Origin of the sequence: Agarivorans sp. 1_MG-2023 (genome assembly GCF_030548385.1) — a bacterium.
GTDB lineage: Bacteria > Pseudomonadota > Gammaproteobacteria > Enterobacterales > Celerinatantimonadaceae > Agarivorans.
On sequence record NZ_JAUOSJ010000002.1, the window covers coordinates 364,383 to 384,052 of the forward strand.

Annotated in this window: 23 protein-coding genes; 11 read left to right on the forward strand and 12 right to left on the reverse strand. The window is 43.4% G+C overall.

The genetic code is table 11. From position 1 onward, the window contains the following. Window positions 1-235 precede the first annotated feature (235 nt). Together Q4592_RS03670 and Q4592_RS03675 are read left to right on the forward strand one after the other, a co-directional pair. Complete coding sequence (locus Q4592_RS03670; RefSeq protein WP_303509889.1) at window positions 236-700, forward strand: VF530 family protein; 465 nt, start codon at window positions 236-238, stop codon at window positions 698-700. A 114-nt stretch (window positions 701-814) separates the two neighbouring features. Next, window positions 815-1,318, forward strand: coding sequence for an RNA methyltransferase (locus Q4592_RS03675; protein WP_303509891.1), 504 nt, complete (start codon window positions 815-817; stop codon window positions 1,316-1,318). 34 nt (window positions 1,319-1,352) lie between these two features. Here the strand turns inward: Q4592_RS03675 and Q4592_RS03680 are convergent, their stop codons facing one another. Beyond that, entirely contained in the window at window positions 1,353-2,342 is a 990-nt protein-coding gene (locus Q4592_RS03680) for a rhodanese-related sulfurtransferase (RefSeq protein ID WP_303509894.1), read from the reverse strand. 254 nt (window positions 2,343-2,596) lie between these two features. On the opposite strand from Q4592_RS03680, the gene Q4592_RS03685 reads away from it, so the two are divergent. Next, complete coding sequence (locus tag Q4592_RS03685; RefSeq protein ID WP_303509897.1) at window positions 2,597-3,547, forward strand: chemotaxis protein CheV; 951 nt, start codon at window positions 2,597-2,599, stop codon at window positions 3,545-3,547. Between the two features lie 101 nt (window positions 3,548-3,648). Here the strand turns inward: Q4592_RS03685 and Q4592_RS03690 are convergent, their stop codons facing one another. The 6 genes from Q4592_RS03690 to Q4592_RS03715 all read right to left on the reverse strand — a co-directional run bounded on the left by Q4592_RS03690 (window position 3,649) and on the right by Q4592_RS03715 (window position 7,859). After that, entirely contained in the window at window positions 3,649-4,644 is a 996-nt protein-coding gene (locus Q4592_RS03690; RefSeq protein ID WP_303509900.1) for an ABC transporter substrate-binding protein, read from the reverse strand. A gap of 120 nt (window positions 4,645-4,764) precedes the next feature. Beyond that, complete coding sequence (locus tag Q4592_RS03695; protein WP_303509903.1) at window positions 4,765-5,061, reverse strand: DUF3861 domain-containing protein; 297 nt, start codon at window positions 5,059-5,061, stop codon at window positions 4,765-4,767. A 22-nt stretch (window positions 5,062-5,083) separates the two neighbouring features. After that, window positions 5,084-5,572 (reverse strand): DUF2798 domain-containing protein, encoded by a 489-nt coding sequence (locus tag Q4592_RS03700; RefSeq protein WP_303509905.1) that lies wholly within the window; start codon window positions 5,570-5,572, stop codon window positions 5,084-5,086. A gap of 349 nt (window positions 5,573-5,921) precedes the next feature. Beyond that, the gene (locus tag Q4592_RS03705; protein WP_137672013.1) at window positions 5,922-6,599 is read right to left on the reverse strand and encodes a ChrR family anti-sigma-E factor; all 678 of its coding nucleotides are present in this window, start codon (window positions 6,597-6,599) and stop codon (window positions 5,922-5,924) included. Beyond that, the gene (locus tag Q4592_RS03710; RefSeq protein ID WP_235836152.1) at window positions 6,592-7,218 is read right to left on the reverse strand and encodes a sigma-70 family RNA polymerase sigma factor; all 627 of its coding nucleotides are present in this window, start codon (window positions 7,216-7,218) and stop codon (window positions 6,592-6,594) included. Before Q4592_RS03710 ends, Q4592_RS03705 begins: the two co-directional genes overlap by 8 nt. Window positions 7,219-7,250: 32 nt before the next feature. Further along, entirely contained in the window at window positions 7,251-7,859 is a 609-nt protein-coding gene (locus Q4592_RS03715; RefSeq protein ID WP_303509912.1) for a hypothetical protein, read from the reverse strand. Window positions 7,860-8,010: 151 nt separating this feature from the next. Here Q4592_RS03715 and Q4592_RS03720 point away from each other — a divergent pair, with 151 nt between their 5' ends. Genes Q4592_RS03720 through Q4592_RS03750 form a run of 7 tightly spaced genes read left to right on the forward strand, consistent with a single transcriptional unit; the run spans window position 8,011 to window position 13,381 of the window. Beyond that, entirely contained in the window at window positions 8,011-8,451 is a 441-nt protein-coding gene (locus Q4592_RS03720) for a nuclear transport factor 2 family protein (protein ID WP_303509915.1), read from the forward strand. Beyond that, on the forward strand, window positions 8,448-9,170 hold the full coding sequence (locus tag Q4592_RS03725) for an SDR family NAD(P)-dependent oxidoreductase (protein ID WP_303509919.1): 723 nt from the start codon (window positions 8,448-8,450) through the stop codon (window positions 9,168-9,170). Before Q4592_RS03720 ends, Q4592_RS03725 begins: the two co-directional genes overlap by 4 nt. Window positions 9,171-9,174: 4 nt before the next feature. Further along, window positions 9,175-10,428, forward strand: coding sequence for an NAD(P)/FAD-dependent oxidoreductase (locus tag Q4592_RS03730; protein ID WP_303509922.1), 1,254 nt, complete (start codon window positions 9,175-9,177; stop codon window positions 10,426-10,428). 10 nt (window positions 10,429-10,438) lie between these two features. Continuing rightward, window positions 10,439-11,173, forward strand: a complete 735-nt coding sequence (locus tag Q4592_RS03735) for a DUF1365 domain-containing protein (RefSeq protein WP_303509925.1) — start codon at window positions 10,439-10,441, stop codon at window positions 11,171-11,173. Window positions 11,174-11,195: 22 nt separating this feature from the next. Next, entirely contained in the window at window positions 11,196-12,419 is a 1,224-nt protein-coding gene (locus Q4592_RS03740) for a cyclopropane-fatty-acyl-phospholipid synthase family protein (RefSeq protein ID WP_303509927.1), read from the forward strand. 7 nt (window positions 12,420-12,426) lie between these two features. Beyond that, window positions 12,427-12,900: a DUF2878 family protein gene (locus Q4592_RS03745; protein WP_303509931.1), complete on the forward strand. Its 474-nt coding sequence runs from the start codon at window positions 12,427-12,429 to the stop codon at window positions 12,898-12,900. Then, window positions 12,893-13,381, forward strand: coding sequence for a chalcone isomerase family protein (locus tag Q4592_RS03750; RefSeq protein ID WP_303509933.1), 489 nt, complete (start codon window positions 12,893-12,895; stop codon window positions 13,379-13,381). The genes Q4592_RS03745 and Q4592_RS03750 overlap by 8 nt, the downstream gene beginning before the upstream one ends. Here Q4592_RS03750 and Q4592_RS03755 read toward each other — a convergent pair. After that, on the reverse strand, window positions 13,378-14,031 hold the full coding sequence (locus tag Q4592_RS03755) for a DsbA family oxidoreductase (protein WP_303509935.1): 654 nt from the start codon (window positions 14,029-14,031) through the stop codon (window positions 13,378-13,380). The two genes, Q4592_RS03750 and Q4592_RS03755, sit on opposite strands and share 4 nt — an antisense overlap. A gap of 188 nt (window positions 14,032-14,219) precedes the next feature. Here Q4592_RS03755 and Q4592_RS03760 point away from each other — a divergent pair, with 188 nt between their 5' ends. After that, a complete protein-coding gene (locus tag Q4592_RS03760; protein ID WP_303509937.1) occupies window positions 14,220-15,317 on the forward strand; it encodes an alkene reductase in 1,098 nt (365 codons plus the stop codon). A 505-nt stretch (window positions 15,318-15,822) separates the two neighbouring features. On the opposite strand, the gene Q4592_RS03765 is transcribed toward Q4592_RS03760, so the two are convergent. The 4 genes from Q4592_RS03765 to bluB form a co-directional block, all read right to left on the reverse strand. Beyond that, the gene (locus tag Q4592_RS03765) at window positions 15,823-17,325 is read right to left on the reverse strand and encodes a reverse transcriptase domain-containing protein (protein WP_303509939.1); all 1,503 of its coding nucleotides are present in this window, start codon (window positions 17,323-17,325) and stop codon (window positions 15,823-15,825) included. Between the two features lie 127 nt (window positions 17,326-17,452). Continuing rightward, window positions 17,453-17,593: a hypothetical protein gene (locus tag Q4592_RS03770; RefSeq protein ID WP_303509941.1), complete on the reverse strand. Its 141-nt coding sequence runs from the start codon at window positions 17,591-17,593 to the stop codon at window positions 17,453-17,455. A gap of 116 nt (window positions 17,594-17,709) precedes the next feature. Beyond that, window positions 17,710-18,630 (reverse strand): bacteriophage abortive infection AbiH family protein, encoded by a 921-nt coding sequence (locus Q4592_RS03775; protein ID WP_303509943.1) that lies wholly within the window; start codon window positions 18,628-18,630, stop codon window positions 17,710-17,712. A 255-nt stretch (window positions 18,631-18,885) separates the two neighbouring features. Next, on the reverse strand, window positions 18,886-19,539 hold the full coding sequence (gene bluB, locus Q4592_RS03780; RefSeq protein ID WP_303509946.1) for a 5,6-dimethylbenzimidazole synthase: 654 nt from the start codon (window positions 19,537-19,539) through the stop codon (window positions 18,886-18,888). Between the last annotated feature and the right edge of the window lie 131 nt (window positions 19,540-19,670).

Genomic DNA, 19,670 nt, shown 5'->3' on the forward strand with positions numbered 1-19,670 from the left:
ATAGTTTACTCCGCAAGCCGTGGTCAGTCCACAAGGTATTTTTGAGCTTTACGTTCAGCGAGTTGTTTGTATATCTTAGTGGAGTGTAGGCCTACCATTATTACCAATATTAAAGGTGGGTTGATTGAATTAGATGGTATTCGTTCATCAAGAGTGCTTTAACAGCGTGTATTGGTGAATTTTCCTTTATAATCGACATCCGTATTTGTGGTGATTAAGGTTTCAGGATCTACGTATGAAAGAAATACAGCAAAATAACCCCTTGCATGGCCTCAAGCTTGAAGTGCTGTTGGATGAAATAGTTGAACACTATGGCTGGGAAACACTGGCCTATGCCATGAATATGAACTGTTTTAAAAACAATCCTACCCCTCAGTCTTGCCTTAAGTTTTTACGTAAAACCACTTGGGCGAGAGAGAAAGTTGAAGCGTTTTATATGTACCGCTTTAAACATCTTCTGCGGCCAGATGACAAGCAATATGCTTTACCTCCGCGTGACCGCTTAGTGCCCTTAGACCAAAAGCCTCGTGCTCCAGTAGTGATTGATATTACTGCAGAGAAGCAGGTGCAAAACAAGCCGAAACCTAAACCTAAGAGAAGTTTTAAAGCCAAATCTAAAGCAACATGGCCTAAGCCACAAGAGAGCGATGTTCAAGATGAGGGCAAGCCGCTAAACCCTTGGGCAGATTCACCTAAGTAAACTGCCTTATCAGCAGTAGGAAAATAGAAAATATCGAGTACAATTCTCGGTAATAGTTGGGCCTTGTAGTGTTAATGGTATGCAAGGCGCTTAGTGTTTATTTCGGTTCTAGTTATGTCTCAAGATACAGTTAAAATTGGTTTGGTTAACCCCAAAAGCCCCAGTAATGTTGGTTCAGTAATGCGTGCCGCAGGTTGTTTTGGCGCGGCTGAGGTGTTTTATACAGGGCAGCGCTACGCCCGTGCCGCGCGTTTTAATACCGATACCAAAAACCAAAGTTTGAATATTCCTCTAAGCGGAGTTGATGACCTTGCAGAGCAAGCCGCAGGGCTAAAAATAGTCTGTATTGAATTGGCCGAAGGGGCAACAGCCTTGCCAGACTTTACTCATCCTGAGCAGGCTTTATATATCTTTGGCCCCGAAGACGGCTCTATTAGCCAAGAGCTGGTGGATAAAGCTGATGACGTGGTGTACATCCCCACTCAAGGTTGTTTGAATTTGGCTGCAACCGTGAATGTGGTGCTCTACGATCGGCTTGTTAAATCTGATGTGTCTAAGGGTGGAGATGAGTTAATTCGTCAAAGCCGCGATGTTAATAACCGCTTAAAAGCCAATTAGTTGATTGGGGGCGTTTAACCGCCCCATCATCATATTATTTGGGGTTCTTCGTCGCGCGTTGATCTTCGCGTAACTTCTGCTTTTGCTGGCGACGCTGCTCACTATGTTGAGCGGCTTCCATTCCAACATGTTGTTCCCCACGTTGCTTAGCCAACTGCACTTGTTTTTCTCGCTCTCTAAAGCGGCCTTTTTGCTCGTCACTTAAGCTATCGTAACAATGTGGGCAGCTCACACCTTGCTCAAATTTTTCGCTTTGCATGTCGGCCGGAGATATAGGCATGCGACAGCCGCTACACAATTGGTATTCACCCGGTTGTAGTTGGTGATCTACGGTGACACGCTCATCAAATACAAAGCAGTCACCTTCCCATAACGACTCTTGTTGTGGCACTTCTTCTAAGTATTTAAGAATGCCGCCTTCTAAATGATAAACCTCATCAAAACCTTGTTCTTTTAAGTAGGCGGTTGATTTTTCACAACGGATCCCACCAGTACAAAACATCGCTACTTTTTTGTGTTTTTGTGGATCCATCTCTTCGGCGACGTAAGCCGGAAATTCACGAAAGGTTTCAGTATTTGGGTTTACCGCATGCTTAAAGCTGCCCAGTTGTACTTCGTAGTCATTGCGAGTATCTACCACCAATACTTCTGGGTCGGCAATCAGTTGATTCCAATCGCTGGGTTTAACGTAAGAGCCCACTACATGGTTAGGATCAATGCCTTCCACACCCATGGTAACAATTTCTTTTTTGAGTTTTACTCGTGAGCGATTAAAGGGTTGCTCGGAGCTAAACGAGCGCTTATCCACGATTTGGCTCAGGCGAGGATCAGACTTTAGCCACTGTAAAACCGTTTCTATAGATTGGTCTGGCCCGGCGATGGTGCCGTTAATGCCTTCTTCGGCCAGCAGTAAGGTACCGCGAACTTGGTGCTGTTTCATTAAGGCTAGCAGTGGGGCTTGTAGCTCTAGATAATTGTTTAATCGAACAAATTTATAAAGGGCGCAAATGGTAATTTGGCTCATGTTAACTTCCTTGTGCCTACCGGGGCGTAATCCCGAAGCATGATTAAAAGAGGCTCATTGTAATGAAAATGCTACTAATTGCAGCAGTAATGTGGCTTTTTGTTGTAGGCTTGTTGGAGTGGTTTAACGATGTATAAGTACAGTTCTGTGTGCTAGCCCGCTAAAACAAAGTGTTACGGACTGTTGTGTTTTTGCTGCATAGCATGACAGGTCTATAATGAAGTAATTAACTAACATGGAATAGGTTGAGTAGTATGTCTAGTGTTTTAGCCTCAGTGGATCAACGAACCCAGCTCGTGGGCGAAAACCGTTTAGAATTATTAATTTTTAAACTCAACTCAATGCAGTTGTTTGCAATTAATGTTTTTAAGGTGAAAGAGGTAGTTAAACTACCGAATATGAACCGCTTACCAGGATCTCATGCTCATGTTTCTGGCGTAGTTACCTTACGCGGTCATTCTATTCCGGTTATCGATTTACGTGCCGCAGTTAAAATGCCACCGGCTAAAGAAGAAGCCAAGGTCGACTGTAACCTAATTATTACCGAATATAACCGCTCGGTGCAGGGCTTTATGGTGGGCGAGGTTATGCATATTGTGAATACCTCGTGGAAGGATATTTTACCGCCGCCTACCTCGGTAGGGCGCAGTAATTATCTCACGGCCATCACTCGAATCGATCATGAAGATGCCAGTCGCATTGTAGAGATTATTGATGTTGAGAAAGTACTCGCTGAAATTGTTTCTTACAACATCGCCATTTCTGAAGAAGCCTTAGATAAAGATGTTTCTCATCTATTAAGTGGGAAACGAGTGTTGGTGGTTGATGATTCCTCTACGGCACGCGGTCAAGTGAAAGCCACCCTAGGCCAATTGGGCATGGAAATTATCGAAGCCGAAAATGGCCTTCAAGCGCTAAACATGCTGAAGGGCTGGGCCGATGAAGGTAAATCGGTATACGACGAGATTTTGTTAATGATTACCGATGCAGAAATGCCCGAAATGGATGGTTACCGTTTAACCGCAGAAGTGCGGGGGGATGAACGTATGAGTGATTTGTTCATTGCCTTGAATACGTCTCTAAGTGGCAGCTTTAATGAAGCCATGGTAGAAAAGGTAGGCTGTAATCGCTTTATCTCTAAGTTTCAACCGGATTTGCTGGTAGATGTTGTACAGCAGAGAATGCGTGAATCTATTTCAGGTTGATTTTTAAACCCATTAGCAGCCTCAAACGGAGCGGTTAAGGTTCAAGTACTCTAGAAAAAGGCCCGAAGGCTTACATGCGCTTCGGGCCTTTTTGATTAATGCTATAAAGCTGCTGCTACTTTGTTTGCTACGTCTTCTGAGAGCCAAACTTGCCAAAGCTCAGGATGATGTTCAAAAAAGTAATACATCGCCTCTTCTGCGTCAGCCTGGTTGTCTTCCATCCAAGCCAGTAAAAAGCTCATTTGTTGGTTGCTAAAACCTCGCTGACCCAGATATTCAAAGGCTAAAGGTTCACTTTTAGCAAATGATTCCGTGGTAACCGAATGCACTGGCGAGGGCGGGTACATAGTGACTTTAGGCGACTCACAGTCTGGCTGGGTAGTACAGTTGCGGTATTCATCTAGGTCTGTGCCACTACCAAAATCAACTTTTACCATGGTGTATTTACCTAGCACAGGGGTGGGTGACCAGTAATAACCAAACCATGGCTTTTTGCGTTCATAGGCTTTAGCCAGTTCACCAGCTAAAGCGGCACCTGAACCGGGATCTATCATCTCAAAACCATGCTTCTCAAGCGCTAATGCATTGAACAAATGCTCTGAGGTTATTTGACAGGTCCATCCTGCCGGACAGCCATAAAACGCAGATTTCTCATCATCTTCTGGATGTTTGAATAAGTTTGCGTGTTTAATCACCCCCTCAATGGTGGCAAGCTCTGGGTGCTTCTCTACCAAGAAGTCGGCAACCCAAAAGCCTTCTTCACCGCCGTCTGTTAAGGAGTTACCGGCGTAGCGTAAACGCTTATCGGCAACACCTTTGTCTAAGGCTTCCTTAATACCATTGGTCCAAAGTTCTGGCGCGATATCTGGGTAGCCTTTTTCTATCATTGATATCCCTGTTGGAACGCTATCTCCAGGTATCAATTCGGCTTCACAGCCAAAGCCATGTTCTAATATAAACTGGTCAATATGCGCCATCAGGCTTGCTGAATTCCAGTTCATATCGGCAATGCTTACGCTGCCACACTCTTTTGCATTGATCTGAATCGATACCACAGACAACAGCATCGCTAAGGCAAGTGCACACTTGTTTTTCATAAAGTTTATATCCTCTATCCATGTCGAATAAGCTTGTTTACCTTACCGCGTGCAAGGTAAACAATAATGCTTGCCAGCGTTAGTTAAAGGGCGGCTTAGTGAAGTTTACTTTAGCCCTACTTAATTGGCTTTTACCGTTGCTTTCAGTTTATGCATAAATGCTTTGAAGTGTGGCATAAAATCGATGAACAAATCGTGTTTACGATTTTGCATCATAACCGGCCCTAATAAACGCAAGGCTACACCCACTTTGGTGGCGATGTTTTCTTCTAAGCCACTGCCTTGCTTTAGTTTTTCTACAACCGTAAACAAGTCTTCTCTGTCTTGGTATTCGAATACCAAGGTTTTTGGCGCTTCAGTATCGAGCTCTTCAATAGTGATACGGTAGCCATTTTCTTTTCTGGTACGTGTCGTCATACTTTTCTCACTCTAAGGTTGTTTAGCTTTTTAAGAATTTTTCAATTTTAGGTTTTACTGTCATTGAAATAATCAGCATGAGGCTTAAACCTACCGGCAGTGCGACTAAAAAACCCTCTAGCCACGCGCTGGCAAATTCTGATCTATTAGCAAAGCCGATATTTTTAGCGGTGGTAGTAAAAGCCATAATCGATTCCATGATGACCGCCATGATCACTCCAACAATCGGGTTACGTGCAGACTCTGCTATATGTGGCAGTAGCTTAGCGATTAACTTGCTCACTAGGCTCATCATTACTACACCAACCGGCATCAAAATAACGGCGGTAGTAAGAAATGCCTCTAACCAAATCACTACAAAGGAGTCGCTGTATCCCACTTGTATATAAGTCATCACGCCAGTCAGGGTACCCGCGATAACAGACATCATGGCGAGCACGACTAAAATTTTGTAGAACAGTGGGTTGGATTTAGCTTCTGCCGTTACGGCTGCTGTTATTGGTGCGCTCATTTCGTTGTTCAATTTGTACCTATTTGCATATGGTTGATTTTATCTACTATATTTGCATTGGTTGATTTAGTCAACTACATTTGGGTATAAATAGAGAGCAACTCAACATGAGTATTCTTTTATTTAGAAAATACAGTCAGTTAAGCGAAGGCGTATCTATCAACTAAATTGAGGGGGAGTGAGCGGAGTAAGTCAGCATTCGATGAGGAGCGCCGGCATTGTGGTTTACCGTTGCTTTATTACACGAAGATGCTTGGTTTTTAGTGGTAAGTGGCAAACAGCCAATAAAAAAGGCCCTTGCATAAGGGCCTTTATAAAGATTTACGCTTGCCAGTGATTGGCTTGAGTTTTACTTAAAAAACAACTGGCTAAAAGGGTTAAGTAAAGATGCCAATCCCGAAGTAAAATGCAGTGGTGCATCTAACAAGGTTAAACATAAGCAATCTTGGTTAGCTGCAGTGCGCGGGGTGTGTTTATTCTCAGTATTTTGAATAATAAAATCACCCGGAACATAGCTACCCGCATCATCGATAAAGGTGCCAGCTAGTACCAAGGTTATCTCTTGACCTTGGTGAGTATGCTCTGGCAAGGCACTATCTTGATCCATGTAAATAAAGTTCATTTTACTGTCACTAACAGCATCTACACGAGCTCGTTGAATTTTACCCGGTAGGCGTCCCCAGGGGCCAATGTGTTGCGGATGAGCCTGCAAAGCTCGTGGCAATGGAAACCGTTTATCCCCTAAACTGATTTCTTCTTGCAGCCTTGGTTGGCTAGGCTCAATCACTGTTTCAGCACTTTGCTGCATAATCATTTGCAGCATTGAATCCAGATCATTGCTCATGGCTGCAGGTTGAGTATCTTCTAATTGAGCGGCCATTTTCTGTTCAATGGCGTGCACCCGTTGTCTACACTCGGTGCAGTACTCCAAATGGGCACTTACCATAATGCTCATAGCGGGGTCTAATTGGCCAGCGGCATATAGGTTGAGAGTCTCCTCAACTGGATGAAATTGAATGCTAGTCATCTAAAACCTCCTTCATTTTTTTCAGCGCTAATCTAAGGCGACTTTTCACAGTGCCAAGCGGTAAATTCAATATTTCCGATACTTGTTGTTGAGACTCACCATGTAGGTAGACCCGCCGAACAATATCAGCTTGTTCTTCTGGCAAACGTTCTATTAACTCTTTGAGCTCGTTACTCACTAACTCTTGATCTTCAGAAGATATTTTATCTGAGTCTTCTTCTTCAGTGAGAATTGGCCAAAGGTCATCGCCTTGCACCCAGCTTTGCTGGTGCTTGCCTTTGCGCATTAAGTCAAATTTAACGTTCCGCGACACCGAAAATATCCACGTCATCGCGTTGCCTTTCGAAGCGTCGTACAAACCCGCTTTAAGCCATAGTTTGAGCATGGTTTCTTGCACCATTTCTAGTGCCAAGGATTCATCTACAAACTGCTTACGCGCCAAATTAAGTAAGCGTGGAGCAACTTCGCGGAACAAGGTGTCGTAACTGCGCTTACACTGCTTACTTGCAATGTTTGCCAATAACAGGGCGATACCATCGTCTTTATTGGGCTGGGAAACCTGAGTAGCCATGCGTGTTGTTGTTCCACCGATTGTCGATACTGAGCGTTGTATTTCCATATTGCCAAAATCGTTGTCGGATTGATAACTGATTAACGGGGTAGATGATTAAAACGATCACTTTGTCTCAAAATAAAACCTAAATAACGTATACACAAAGATGCAGAAGGGGACTTAAGCAAGCGCTGCTTGGTATTAATAGGCAGAGGAAGTAGCTCTAACCAGCGCCAACAAAGCTGCTTTACACATTCGCTACTTATATTTTCCTGCAGGTCAGAGGCTTTAAGTTCTGGATACTGTAAGTTGATTTTTTCTAGGGCGAGTTGCAAAGCATGGGTATTTCTTTGTTTATAGAGCTTTGGCCAAAGCTCTAAAGATTCAGCCCTTATACAAGGGGCCATCCATTCATTACTAAACGCTAGAGCATTCGCGCAAACCTGACCCCAATTTAGCACTTTACATTCAACCACAATCTCCGCTTGGCTCAGCCAATCTATATGGCTAATTTGCGCAAAGCTTACAATATCACCTTGCTTAACTGCGCTATTTCCATTGCTGTCTTGAAAGGCTAACCACATTCCACCGGCTTTCTCTGCTGCCCGTAAACTGGCAATGAACACAGACCCCTGGCCACGTATTCTCGCGTATCGCTCGGGCATATAGTGTTCACTGCAAATCATCAATGGGTACAACTGAGGCATAAGCGGATCAGCTCCTAAAAACTACTTAGTTGTTTTGTATTACGTATAGAGTGCAAAAAAAGATGAATGATCTTTCTTATTATCTTTCACGTACTATGATTAACAACAATAGAAACAAATGCTTAGATTTGTTTAGCTAAAAGGATTTTTCATGAAAACTTCAGCGTCGATGCCCCCAATCGTCCAGCAGCTAGAACAGTTTTACTCTGAGCTTGGCATGGCTCAAGTGGCGCGTTTATCCGAGATTTACACCGACAATGTGGAGTTTATTGATCCTCTGCATCATCTACATGGCATTGCAGATTTAAGCCAGTATTTCGAACATCTATTAGTAAACACCGATAAGTGCGAATTTCATTTTTCCTCGCGTTTGATTGCAGATAGCGAATTCAGCCTTACTTGGCAAATGCAGTTTGCTCATCCAAAACTCGGAAACGGTCGCTTAATTGCGCTAGACGGAATAAGCCACCTCAAGTTTGATGAAAAAATCTATTACCATCGTGATTACTACGATGTGAGCGCCATGTTACATGACCATATCCCGGTGATTGGCTGGTTATCTAAAAAGTTAAAAAATGGTCTAGCCCAATGAATATTCTTATCACTGGGGCTAGCTCGGGCATTGGTAAACAGTTGGCCTTAGATTATGCCGCCAAAGGTCACCAAGTATGGGGGCAAGGGCGAAATAAAGAGCGCTTGCAAGAATTAACAGAAAAAGGCATCACAGCTTTGCCGCTAGAGTTAGCTGATTTAGCGACAGTGAGAGCCAGTTTGAGTGAGTTACCAGCCATGGACTTAATTGTTTTGTGTGCCGGTAACTGCGAATACCTAGACCCAGAGCGCTTTGACGCTGAATTATTTAGCCGCGTTTGGCAAGCCAATGTGCTTACCGTTGCCAACTGTTTAGATGGATTGTGGGGGCAGCTAAAACCTGGCTCCAAACTCGCCTTGGTAGGCAGTTTGGCGCATTTACTGCCGTTTAGCCAAGCTGGCGCCTATGGCAGCAGCAAAGCGGCAATACACTACTTATCTCAGGCGCTTGGTACCGATTTAGCCGCCAAACAGGTGAGTGTGCATTGTGTGCAACCAGGTTTTGTTAAAACCCCTCTCACCGATAAAAATGCCTTTGCCATGCCCAACATGATTAGTTCAGAGCAGGCTAGCCAATACATTATGAAGGGTTTAGCAAAGGGTAAAACAAGCATTAATTTCCCTGGTGTATTCAGCGGAATATTACACTTTTTGAATTGTTTGCCAGTGTCTTGGCAACAATCTCTCTGTCGCCGTTTAGCTCACAAGGAAGGAGCATAGATAGATGAAAATAGCAGTTATTGGAGCGGGCATATCAGGCATGACCTGCGCTCACTTATTAAAAGAACAACACGATGTCACCTTACTGGAACAAAATGATTATCTTGGCGGGCATACCGCGACCAATCAAATTGAAATAGAAGGTAAAGAGTACGCGGTAGATACGGGTTTTATTGTGTTTAACGACCGTACCTACCCCTTGTTTAACAAGTTGTTGGACAAGTTAGGCATTCACGCTCAGCCTACAGAAATGAGTTTTAGTGTGGTTAATCCAGAGCTTAACTTGCAATACAACGGGCACGATCTAAACACTATGTTTGCCCAGCGTAGCAACTTGCTTAAACCTAGCTTCTATAAATTCATTAACGAAATTTTGCGCTTTAACAAGCTAGCTAAAGCAGCGGTAGATATAGATACCTCGGTAAGTTTGGGGCAGTTTTTACAAGATCACCGCTTTTCCAGAATGTTTCAAGAAAACTATTTGCTGCCTATGGGGGCGGCGATTTGGTCGTCTTCACTAAACGGTATTAACCAATTTCCAATGCAGTTTTTTGCTCGGTTTTTTGTAAACCACGGCTTGTTAGATGTTGCTAATCGCCCGCAATGGCACGTTGTTCCGGGTGGTTCCAAGCAATATATAAAACCGCTACTTGCAGGCTTAGAAAATAACATTCGCTTGAACAGCCAAGTCACCAGCATTCAACGAGGTGACGATGGAGTAAGCATTGAAACCAGTGATGGTTGGACATGGCAGGGCGATGCTGTGGTGTTTGCCTGCCATAGCGACCAAGCATTGTCGGTATTAGGCGCAGAAGCCAGTACTGATGAGCGAGAGGTATTAGGCAAACTCAAATATCAAAATAATGAAGTCATCTTGCATACCGACGAGCGTCTGCTGCCAAGTATTCATCGAGCCCGTGCTAGTTGGAACTACCTACTTCCGCCTAGCGGTGATAGGAATGACCGACTGGCCAGTGTTACCTATGATATGAATCGTTTGCAGGGTTTAGAGAATGCACCGCAGTTTTGTGTCACGTTAAATCCATTGGAGCCGATTGCTGAAGACAAAGTGATTAAGCGCTTCAACTATATGCACCCGGTGTTTTCAGTTGAAGGATTTGGCGCGCAGCAGCAACGTGAACTGATTAATGGCCAGAATAACAGTTACTTTTGTGGCGCTTATTGGCATAACGGTTTTCATGAAGACGGTGTGCGTTCAGCGGTGGAAGTATGTCGTAAGTTTGGCATCGATTTGTGAGGAGTAAGCGATGGACGTAAAACACTCTTCTATTGCCTTTGGCGATACCTTTCATCAGCGTTTTGTGCCACGTAAGCATGGCTTTAACTACAAGCTCTATTATGCATGGATAGATTTAGCTGAGGAGCAAGCCGTTCGTCATCAGCTAAAAAACTTCAGCCGCTTCCTGCCGTGGTTTCGGCTCCGTGAAGGCGACTATTTAGGCAAGCAACCGGGCAGCATTCGCGATAAAGCTTTGGCCGCTCAGCAGCGTTTTCAGCCAGATTATAGCGCTAAACAAGTAGTGCTAATGGGGCAATTTCGTTGCCTTGGTTGGTATTTTAGCCCGGTTAATTTTGTGCTTTATGGTGATGGCGACAAGTTTGATTACATGCTGGCCGAAGTTACCAATACCCCATGGAAAGAAAAGCACCAGTATTGGTTAGATTTAAATACCCTAGAAGACCATGACAAAGCCTTTCACGTATCGCCGTTTAATCCCATGGATATGCGTTATAACTGGCAAGTAAAGCTAGTAGAACAACAGGTTACGGTGGTGATTAATTGCTGGCGGCAACAGAAAGAATTTAGCGCTGGAGTAAATTTAATTAAGCAGCCATTAAACTCTTCTAGCCTTAGTCGCGTTATTAAGTCATATCCTTTGCTCACTCTTAAAGTGGTAGGGGGAATTTATTGGCAGGCATTGAAGTTATGGATGAAAAAAGTTCCGTTTTATGGTCATCCAGCCAGCGACAAAACTCACTGATATTTGCTGTTAAGGAAAACTTATGACCACTGCAAAATCTCTCGCTACTGCATCGTTAAATAGCAGCTTGGACATTACTCGCCACCTTGTAATGAAAACCTTTGACGGTTTAACTGGCGGGGCAATTTTATTGAGCCAAGCGGGCTACGAGTCTGTTCATCTTGGAGAGAAAGACTATCCTCATGTAGTAGAAGTACACATTCTTGATGCTCAGGTTTTTTCTCGTATTTTGAAGGGCGGTAGCATTGCTGCAGGCGAAACCTACATGGAAGGTTTGTGGCGCTGTTCTGATTTACACCGCTTGTTACAGCTTCTAGCAGACAACCAAGATCATCTAGACAGCCTAGACAGAAAACTGCATTGGTTTACTAGCGCGTGGTTTAAAGTTCAGCATTTCTTTCGTCGCAACCACAAACGCCAAGCCAAGAAAAACATCTTAGCTCACTACGACTTGGGTAATGATTTTTACCAATCGTTTCTCGATCCACAAATGCAATATTCGTCGGCTATTTTCGGCGGCCAAGATATTACGCTGGCACAGGCGCAAGACAATAAACTTAAACGTATTTGCGAGCAGCTAAAGCTGCAATCAAATGATCACTTGCTAGAAATTGGTACAGGTTGGGGCGGCTTAGCCATGTATGCGGCCAGTCATTATGGCTGCAAAGTCACTACCACTACTATTTCAGATAAACAGCATGCCCATGTTTGCCAGTTAGTCGAACAACGTAATTTAGGCCATTTGATTACGGTGCTTAATCAAGATTATCGCGAACTAGAAGGCGAATACGACAAGCTAGTATCGATTGAAATGATTGAAGCAGTGGGAGAGCGTTATTTACCTGGTTTTGCTGAGTTATGCTCTAAGCGCTTAAAAGCGGGTGGCTTAATGCTACTGCAGGCGATTACTATCGACGACCGTCGTTTTACCGCATACAGAAAAAGCGTTGATTTTATTCAGCAATATGTATTTCCAGGCGGTTTTTTACCTTCACCTTCGCTGCTTAAGCAACTATTTGCCAAGCAGGGGATGCAGCCTCTACAACGCCTAGAAATAGGCATTGATTATGCCGAAACCCTGCAGCATTGGCATCATAGAGTGCAGCAACAACACCAAAACAACAGCCAAAGCTTTGGCTTTGATGAGCAGTTTTACCGTCTGTGGCACTTCTATTTCGCTTATTGCGAAGCGGGTTTCCGTAGCCACAATATTGGTACCGAACAGCTCACCATGGTGAAAGGGTAATTGGCTTATGCAATGGCCTGTATTGCTTGTATTTAAACTGAACTGGTTTGCCGCCTTTTTTTGGGGCGAGCAAGCAGTGTGGTTTATGTTGCTGGGGTTAGTGGCCTTAGCCTTATTGCAAGTACGCAACTACCAGTGGGCGGTACTTGTGCCTTGTGCCATGTTAAGCGTCGTTGGCGTTATTATCGATATCGCGCTAGTAGAGTTTGGCGTGCTGAGTTTTAGCTCGCCTAACTTACCGGTGTTTATGATGCTGTTGTGGGCAAGCTTCGCCCTTTTACTGCCCACCTTGGCCAGTTTACCGAAACCCTTTATGCCCATTTTTGTTGCGATAATGGGGCCGGTTTCTTACTACCTAGCCAGCCTAGCCGACGTATTCACCTTAGAGCCAGGCCTTTGGTTAGGGCTAATTATACTGCTACCACTATGGAGTGTGTTTGCTTACTTAGCTAATTCGTTATTGGAGAAACGCTATGTTTAAAATCCTAGTAATAGCCATTGCATTATTCTCAAGCTTTAGCCAAGCAAGCAATATGAAACTGGTAGGCGACGCCAAATTAAAGGTGTTGTTTTGGTCCATTTACAATGTGAGCTTACACAGCCCAGACGGGCAGTATCAGCAACATCGCTACCCGATGGTGCTTACCATTGATTACCTGCGAAAAATTAACCGCAGTAAATTGGTAGATGCCACCAAAGATGAGTGGCAGCGCTTAGGAGTGTGTGAGCAATCGCCGTGTCAGCAATGGCTCAATAAGCTCTCATCGATTTGGCCAGACTTAAAAAAAGGTGATCAGCTACAGTTAGTGGCCGATTCGGCCAACCAAGGGCGCTTTTATCTCAATGGTGAACATTTGGGGTCATTAGATGACAACCTATTTAGTCAGCACTTTTTAGATATTTGGCTTTCGGAAAACAGCCGCTTCCCAAAACAGCAGCGCTCGTTAACCGGGGCAAACTAGCCCTTACTTAAACTCTCGTTTATTGCATCCAGTAAGTTTTCACTAGGCTGGGCACCTGACAACAAATAACGATTGTTAATGATAAACGCGGGTACTGCTTGAATGCCGTGATTTTGCCAGGTCTGCTGGCTATTGCGCACTTCTTCAACGTAGAGTTGGTCTTTTAATACTCGCTGCGCCAGCTCACTGCTTAAGCCCACTTGCTCCACAATTGCTAACAAGGTATCGCGATCCGAGGGATCTTTTCCTTGGCTAAAGTAAGCCTCAAATAATGCCAGCTTGAGCTCGGTTTGCTTACCGTACGGTTCGCTCCAATGCAGTAATTGGTGGGCCTCAAAGGTGTTATAAATTCTAGAGTCTTGATTAAAATTGAAGCTAAACCCAAGCTCGTTGCCAATGCCTTTTAGCTGCTCTCTCACGGCCTCGCTTTGCTCTGTAGTGCTACCATACTTTTCTTGAATATGTTCGCGAAGATTTTGTCCTTCTGCGGGCATTTTCGGGTTTAGCTCAAAAGGGTGCCATTGAATATGTGGCCTAATATTGTCATCTAACTGGCTTAAAGCCTCTTGCAAGCGCAGGTAACCCACAATGCACCAAGGACACACCACATCAGACACAATATCGATGCGTAAGGAAATACCAGCAGCCATAAACAAACCCTCTTAATTTTGTGTAATGAGTATGCGCTAGACGGCCAGTGATTAGCAAACTTTGTAGGAACGAGAGAGCACGCTTGAGGTTTGTTGTAGTTATAACAAAAATCATTTGTGATTTTTGAGCTAAATTGCTGGCTAGAGAGTTGGTAAACTGGCAACAGCTAAATAATAGGAACCCAAGCATGACAACTTCTTTGTTCGACTCAATCAAATTGGGCCAATTGACCCTAAATAACCGCATTGTAATGCCACCAATGACACGTTCGCGCGCCAGCCAACCGGGTGATGTAGCTAATGAAATGATGGCCACGTATTACGCTCAGCGAGCGAGTGCAGGTTTAATTGTATCTGAAGGGACTCAAATTTCGCCAATGGGCAAAGGATATGCATGGACACCAGGTATTTATAGCCAAGAGCAAATTGCAGGCTGGAAGACAGTAACCGACGCAGTACATGCCAAGGGTGGTACTATGTTTGCTCAACTATGGCACGTAGGTCGAGTGACTCACTCAGATAACATTAACGGTGAACAGCCTATTTCATCGTCTGCTATTGCTGCCGAAAATGTAAAAGTATTTATTGATAACGGTAGCGACGAACCGGGTTTTGTTGACGTAAGCACCCCGCGAGAAATGAGCCAACAAGACATTGCCGAAGTGGTTCAACAGTTTCGCCAAGCGGCTTTAAATGCCATAGAAGCTGGTTTTGATGGTATTGAACTGCATGCTGCTAACGGCTATTTAATAAACCAGTTTATCGATTCTGAATCTAACCAACGCCAAGATCAATACGGTGGTAGCTTGGAAAACCGTTTACGCTTTTTAGATGAAGTAGTTGCAGCCATGGTGGATGCCATTGGCGCAGAGCGAGTAGGGGTGCGTTTAGCGCCATTAACAACCTTAAACGGTACCGTAGACGCTAACCCTATCGAGACTTACACCGCTGCGGCTGTGCTGTTAAATAAACACAACATTGTTTATCTACACATTGCCGAAGTGGACTGGGATGATGCGCCAGATACGCCAATAAGCTTTAAACGTGCTTTGCGTGAAGCCTACCAAGGCGTATTAATTTATGCTGGCCGTTATAAAGGGGACAATGCTCAACAAGCGATAGAAGACGGTTTAGCCGACATGATTGGTTTTGGCCGCCCGTTTGTGGCCAACCCCGATTTACCTGCACGTTTGCAGCATGGGTATCCGCTGGCTGCTCACGATCCAAACACGCTATTTGGTGGCGGCGAGCAGGGCTTAAGCGATTACCCAAGTTATCAAGCTTAAGTAACAATTAACCTAAGCCTTTGTGTAAGCAAAGGCTTAGTGATTTTTCGCAGGCGTTTACAGTAACCCTTGGACAAATTTGTATAAATAACTCAAAAATAGCAGCGCACCTACCACCATAAAAGCAGTGCCAGTAGAAGTATCATTACTGGACGCAGAAATACCCCGCGAGCTTTTACTGTTCCGCAACGATCGCCCAATCAAAATAAGCACTACAGAAATGAGCATCACCAAGGCATTTACACTCAAAGAAGATGTTGATTCGGGTGTCACGGTGTTTCCTCAATTAGCTAATGCCGGCCAATAATAAACAAAGCCTGAGCAAACAAGTAGCACTAACTTAGGCATTAGTTAAACTATGCGGCTGCTGTTGCGGTGGGGCAGAAATGCGTCAAACCACTTAAACTCACTTTTGGACGAAATGAGCTAGAGTTTTTGTTCTAGCTCGCCGAACTTAGATTAGTAAAAGTATCTTGAAGCCTTAAACGCTTTTTAAGTGCCCTTACTATATATAGTTGTAGGTATTAGCTTTGGAATCAGTTACTCCAGCAATACCAATTTCTACGAGACCTTTCTGCATGGCTTTATAGATAGTTAAAAAGCTTGGGTATTTAAGAAGCTTCATTCTCTTGATGCGAGTTCGATTACAACCTTTTAAGAGTTCTCTTCTTGATACGTTAAAAGGGAAAATATGATTTCGAGGTTGACGATGAAATGCAAGAAGAATCGCACGGTGTCGCACAGCTTTGAAAATGGCATTGACCAACCAGCCGTCCAAAGACTTCATTTGAGCCTCGTCGTTAATCAAAGGGTAAAAACTCATTATTCCTTTAAAAAATATTCGATTACTGCGTCCACTGAGATATGCTGACAACATATCTTCAGATAGATTACCGTACAAATATCGACGTATCTCACAAATGGCACTCAGTAGTGCTTCATCCTGATTGTTTGCTGGTATTTTTAGGGCTTTTAGCGGTGAAGACTTTAGAGGTTGAATCAAGTGCTTATACAAAATGTAAGATATTTCTCGTTTAATTTTTTCGACCGACGAGTCTTTGATTGAAACTTTATCAATAGATATCGAGTAACCTAAGAACTCGACTTTGTCTTTGCTTTTATGAAACTCTGATTTCATTCCGTTTGGGCAAAGAATACTGATCCCCTCAGACTTTTCAGCGTTTAATGCAACGCCGACGTCTTTAGAGAAATTACTCATGATATCTAGAGCTTTGGTAATTTTCGTATAGTCCTGTGACCATACGATAGTGTCGTCGGCATATCTAGCGAATTGTAATCCCTCTTTTTCTAGCTGTTTATCAAGTTTCCAGCAAGCCAGATTGGCTAAGAAAAGTGAAATAGATGTACCTTGAGGGATACCTCTTTCACGTCCGTTTAAGAACGCTTTAATTACAGCTCTCTCCTCTTGGCTAATGAAGAAACCATTTTTGTCGAATTGTTCGAACAAATACTGATGTGAAATCGCATCAAAAAACTTTGAAAAGTCGAATTCTGCGACAAACAACCTAGAGTTTTGAGATAACTCTACAGCAATATCCTGAATTGCAAAGTGCACATTTCGATCATCGCGATAGGCATATGAAAATGAACTAAAGCGATGCTTATTCTTAGACAACAACCGGTGATAAAAAAAGGTTGATATGGCTGCATCAGGAATCTGATACATTGCTACTTCTCTATAACCTCCAGATGATTTAGCCACCTTGTTTTTCGATGGTTCAAATGGTTCATAGGTATGAGACTCGATTTTCTTGGCAATTGAATATGCTATTGTCTTAGCGTGCTTTTTTACATAAAAAGGGTCAAACTTTTTATCTCGTGACCAGTGCGGTGGTTTTGCTACCACTTTCAGGTTTGTAGGTGATGAAGACCGTTGACGCTTTCTCTCATTCTCAACATGTAATGCGTTGTGATATGCGTGGTGGCGAAGAGCTAATTTCTCTGCTTCTTTTTCAATGTACCACGTAATTTTTTCATGTAATTCCACAAATCTCCCCTTAAAAAAAAACCCAGCTTTCGCTGGGTTTATTCCACGGACACAACCTACGTAAAAGATAGTCACTACATACATTAGACAGATGTTTTATCCACTAACGTCCCTGCTCAGCCATCCATTAGTCAAGAGGGATAACCAAGTGGTAAGGGTGTCCGCTCACCTCTATAGGCATGCATCGAACGTAACCGCTATTTTCTAAAAAGTCAATAATATACAGGCGATTAACGCGAATCAAACGACTAAAACCGTTTAAATTCATACACACGCCATTTCGAATAGCTGGTGATAAAGCAAAGTTGAATTAGCGTGAGCTGCTGTGACACACCATTGGGTATCCGTCACGTTAAATAGTTTGAGAAAATTGATAGCTTCAAATTATTTAGTCAACAAGGACATCTCTATCAATTTCATCCTATTTTCATCATCAACAATCTCTTCAAGTCGACTACGTATTGCATCTTCTTCGGAACTTGGATAGTAAGACGCCCACCATCGACACTTCGGCCCAACTATTTGGTTTACATAGTCAAAGTAAGGTTTATCGATTTCTGCTAAAGAATGACCTAGGATTACCACTCTCTCAATATCTACTAGAGACTGTAGAAACATGCTAGATACTTGGATACAAGCAGCAGTGTCCTTGTGATTTTTTTTAAAGTATCTATGAGCCTCACTAACAGAGTGTTCATAATCAGGTGAGTAAGAATCATAAAAGGCCTCAAACTCTTCTTCTGAGAGAGTTGATATGTCAATTGAGGGCGGAGCTTTATATTCTGAAGCCTCCATACCGTGGCCAACAACAATTGGGACGTCAGTGCTATTTAGCTTGCCATGAATGTAACAGATACGATCTGAAGATATGTTATAAATCCGCTCAAGGGTGTTCGTATAGTTGAAACATAGAAAGCGAGCAGTAGTATCGATTGGCAATACTTTGTCGTCCTCAACTGTACTACTCTCAGCCAATGACAAATAGTTGTTTAAGTTCTTTTTAAGCCCCACTGTAAGCACGTCGATAGCATTTTCGACTTCATAGATAAACTGATTTTCATGAGGGTCATCATCGTAATATTCGCTAGCATATTCAATGAGTGCATCGACATCAAAATTGGCAAGATTTGTCTCTAAATGTTGCCAGTGCTCATCTAATGTCTGGTTAGCGGACATCATAAAAACACCATTTTCATATAATCGGTGGAATTCACTATGTTTGGAATAGTCTCGGAAGCCTGCTAATGATGTTGGTAAGCCATGGTGCAAATCAAATCCATTGCCAATGATATAGAGTTTATTCACGCTAGTACTATCCTGTCGTGTAGAGTCTAAGGAGGTTATTAATTGGTTAGAAAGTAGATCATAAGTTACTTTGTCGCATTACGAAAACTTGGTCAATGTTCTGATATTAGAGATAATCGTGGAGAATGCGCTAACTTGAAATGGGGCAAATCCGTGTTAGGCCAGAATAGGGCTGAGTCAAATCAATCGAACGAAATTGGCAGTGAGCCTTAGCTTATGTGTTGTGGCTTTACTCCAGATTGCCAACTGCTTCGTTTACTTAGATTTGTCTGTCCATTTTTCATTGTGAACCAGTTGGTCTAGTTGTTCTCTAGGTAGCCAGCCAAACTGTTCTAGCTCTGGTTTTTCGCTAAAGCTCGACACATAGCCCAAGCATAGGTAGCCAATAATTTCTAAACGCTCGGGAATGGCTAAGGTGTCGCGTAATACTTGATCATGAATAATGCTTACCCAGCCTAGGCCGAGATTTTCGGCACGCGCGGCCAGCCACATGTTTTGAATAGCACATACGGTGCTGTATAAATCCATTTCTGGTTTTATGGTGCGGCCAATCACTACTGGGCCATTGCGTTCTCTGTCGCAGGTAACACAAATGCCAAGTGGGGCTTCTAATATGCCTTCTAGTTTAAAGCGTTGGTAGGTATCGCGTTTTTCTTGAGAGAATAGCTTGGCCGATTCGGCACTGGCCGCTTGATAGCCGCGTTTAATCGCCTGTTTAGTTTGTTCTTGGGTTACTAAGATAAAATCCCAAGGCTGGCTAAAACCGACACTTGGTGCATGATGCGCCGCCGCAAGAATACGTTGAATAACATCTTGTGGAATGGCTTTGTTGATGAAGTCTTTACGCACGTCTCTGCGCGAATAAATCACTTTGTAAAGCGCATCTCTTTCGGCTTGGCTGATATTCATAGTGTTCTTTATTACTGCATATTTGGCCACATTAAACCTGAGTGGGCTTTGGGGTTCAACTTATTCAGGGTGGCCGAAACAGGATATGAAAACAAAAACAGGCCAATACTTTGGCCTGTTTGTTCGCGCAT

What these genes read in the sequence shown, in the direction of transcription:
- Q4592_RS03670 (WP_303509889.1), top strand. Translation starts at nt 236, where the DNA reads ATGAAAGAAATACAGCAAAATAACCCCTTGCATGGCCTCAAGCTTGAA.
- Q4592_RS03675 (WP_303509891.1), top strand. Translation starts at nt 815, where the DNA reads ATGTCTCAAGATACAGTTAAAATTGGTTTGGTTAACCCCAAAAGCCCC.
- Q4592_RS03680 (WP_303509894.1), bottom strand. Translation starts at nt 2,342, where the DNA reads ATGAGCCAAATTACCATTTGCGCCCTTTATAAATTTGTTCGATTAAAC.
- Q4592_RS03685 (WP_303509897.1), top strand. Translation starts at nt 2,597, where the DNA reads ATGTCTAGTGTTTTAGCCTCAGTGGATCAACGAACCCAGCTCGTGGGC.
- Q4592_RS03690 (WP_303509900.1), bottom strand. Translation starts at nt 4,644, where the DNA reads ATGAAAAACAAGTGTGCACTTGCCTTAGCGATGCTGTTGTCTGTGGTA.
- Q4592_RS03695 (WP_303509903.1), bottom strand. Translation starts at nt 5,061, where the DNA reads ATGACGACACGTACCAGAAAAGAAAATGGCTACCGTATCACTATTGAA.
- Q4592_RS03700 (WP_303509905.1), bottom strand. Translation starts at nt 5,572, where the DNA reads ATGAGCGCACCAATAACAGCAGCCGTAACGGCAGAAGCTAAATCCAAC.
- Q4592_RS03705 (WP_137672013.1), bottom strand. Translation starts at nt 6,599, where the DNA reads ATGACTAGCATTCAATTTCATCCAGTTGAGGAGACTCTCAACCTATAT.
- Q4592_RS03710 (WP_235836152.1), bottom strand. Translation starts at nt 7,218, where the DNA reads ATGGAAATACAACGCTCAGTATCGACAATCGGTGGAACAACAACACGC.
- Q4592_RS03715 (WP_303509912.1), bottom strand. Translation starts at nt 7,859, where the DNA reads ATGCCTCAGTTGTACCCATTGATGATTTGCAGTGAACACTATATGCCC.
- Q4592_RS03720 (WP_303509915.1), top strand. Translation starts at nt 8,011, where the DNA reads ATGAAAACTTCAGCGTCGATGCCCCCAATCGTCCAGCAGCTAGAACAG.
- Q4592_RS03725 (WP_303509919.1), top strand. Translation starts at nt 8,448, where the DNA reads ATGAATATTCTTATCACTGGGGCTAGCTCGGGCATTGGTAAACAGTTG.
- Q4592_RS03730 (WP_303509922.1), top strand. Translation starts at nt 9,175, where the DNA reads ATGAAAATAGCAGTTATTGGAGCGGGCATATCAGGCATGACCTGCGCT.
- Q4592_RS03735 (WP_303509925.1), top strand. Translation starts at nt 10,439, where the DNA reads ATGGACGTAAAACACTCTTCTATTGCCTTTGGCGATACCTTTCATCAG.
- Q4592_RS03740 (WP_303509927.1), top strand. Translation starts at nt 11,196, where the DNA reads ATGACCACTGCAAAATCTCTCGCTACTGCATCGTTAAATAGCAGCTTG.
- Q4592_RS03745 (WP_303509931.1), top strand. Translation starts at nt 12,427, where the DNA reads ATGCAATGGCCTGTATTGCTTGTATTTAAACTGAACTGGTTTGCCGCC.
- Q4592_RS03750 (WP_303509933.1), top strand. Translation starts at nt 12,893, where the DNA reads ATGTTTAAAATCCTAGTAATAGCCATTGCATTATTCTCAAGCTTTAGC.
- Q4592_RS03755 (WP_303509935.1), bottom strand. Translation starts at nt 14,031, where the DNA reads ATGGCTGCTGGTATTTCCTTACGCATCGATATTGTGTCTGATGTGGTG.
- Q4592_RS03760 (WP_303509937.1), top strand. Translation starts at nt 14,220, where the DNA reads ATGACAACTTCTTTGTTCGACTCAATCAAATTGGGCCAATTGACCCTA.
- Q4592_RS03770 (WP_303509941.1), bottom strand. Translation starts at nt 17,593, where the DNA reads ATGAATTTAAACGGTTTTAGTCGTTTGATTCGCGTTAATCGCCTGTAT.
- bluB (WP_303509946.1), bottom strand. Translation starts at nt 19,539, where the DNA reads ATGAATATCAGCCAAGCCGAAAGAGATGCGCTTTACAAAGTGATTTAT.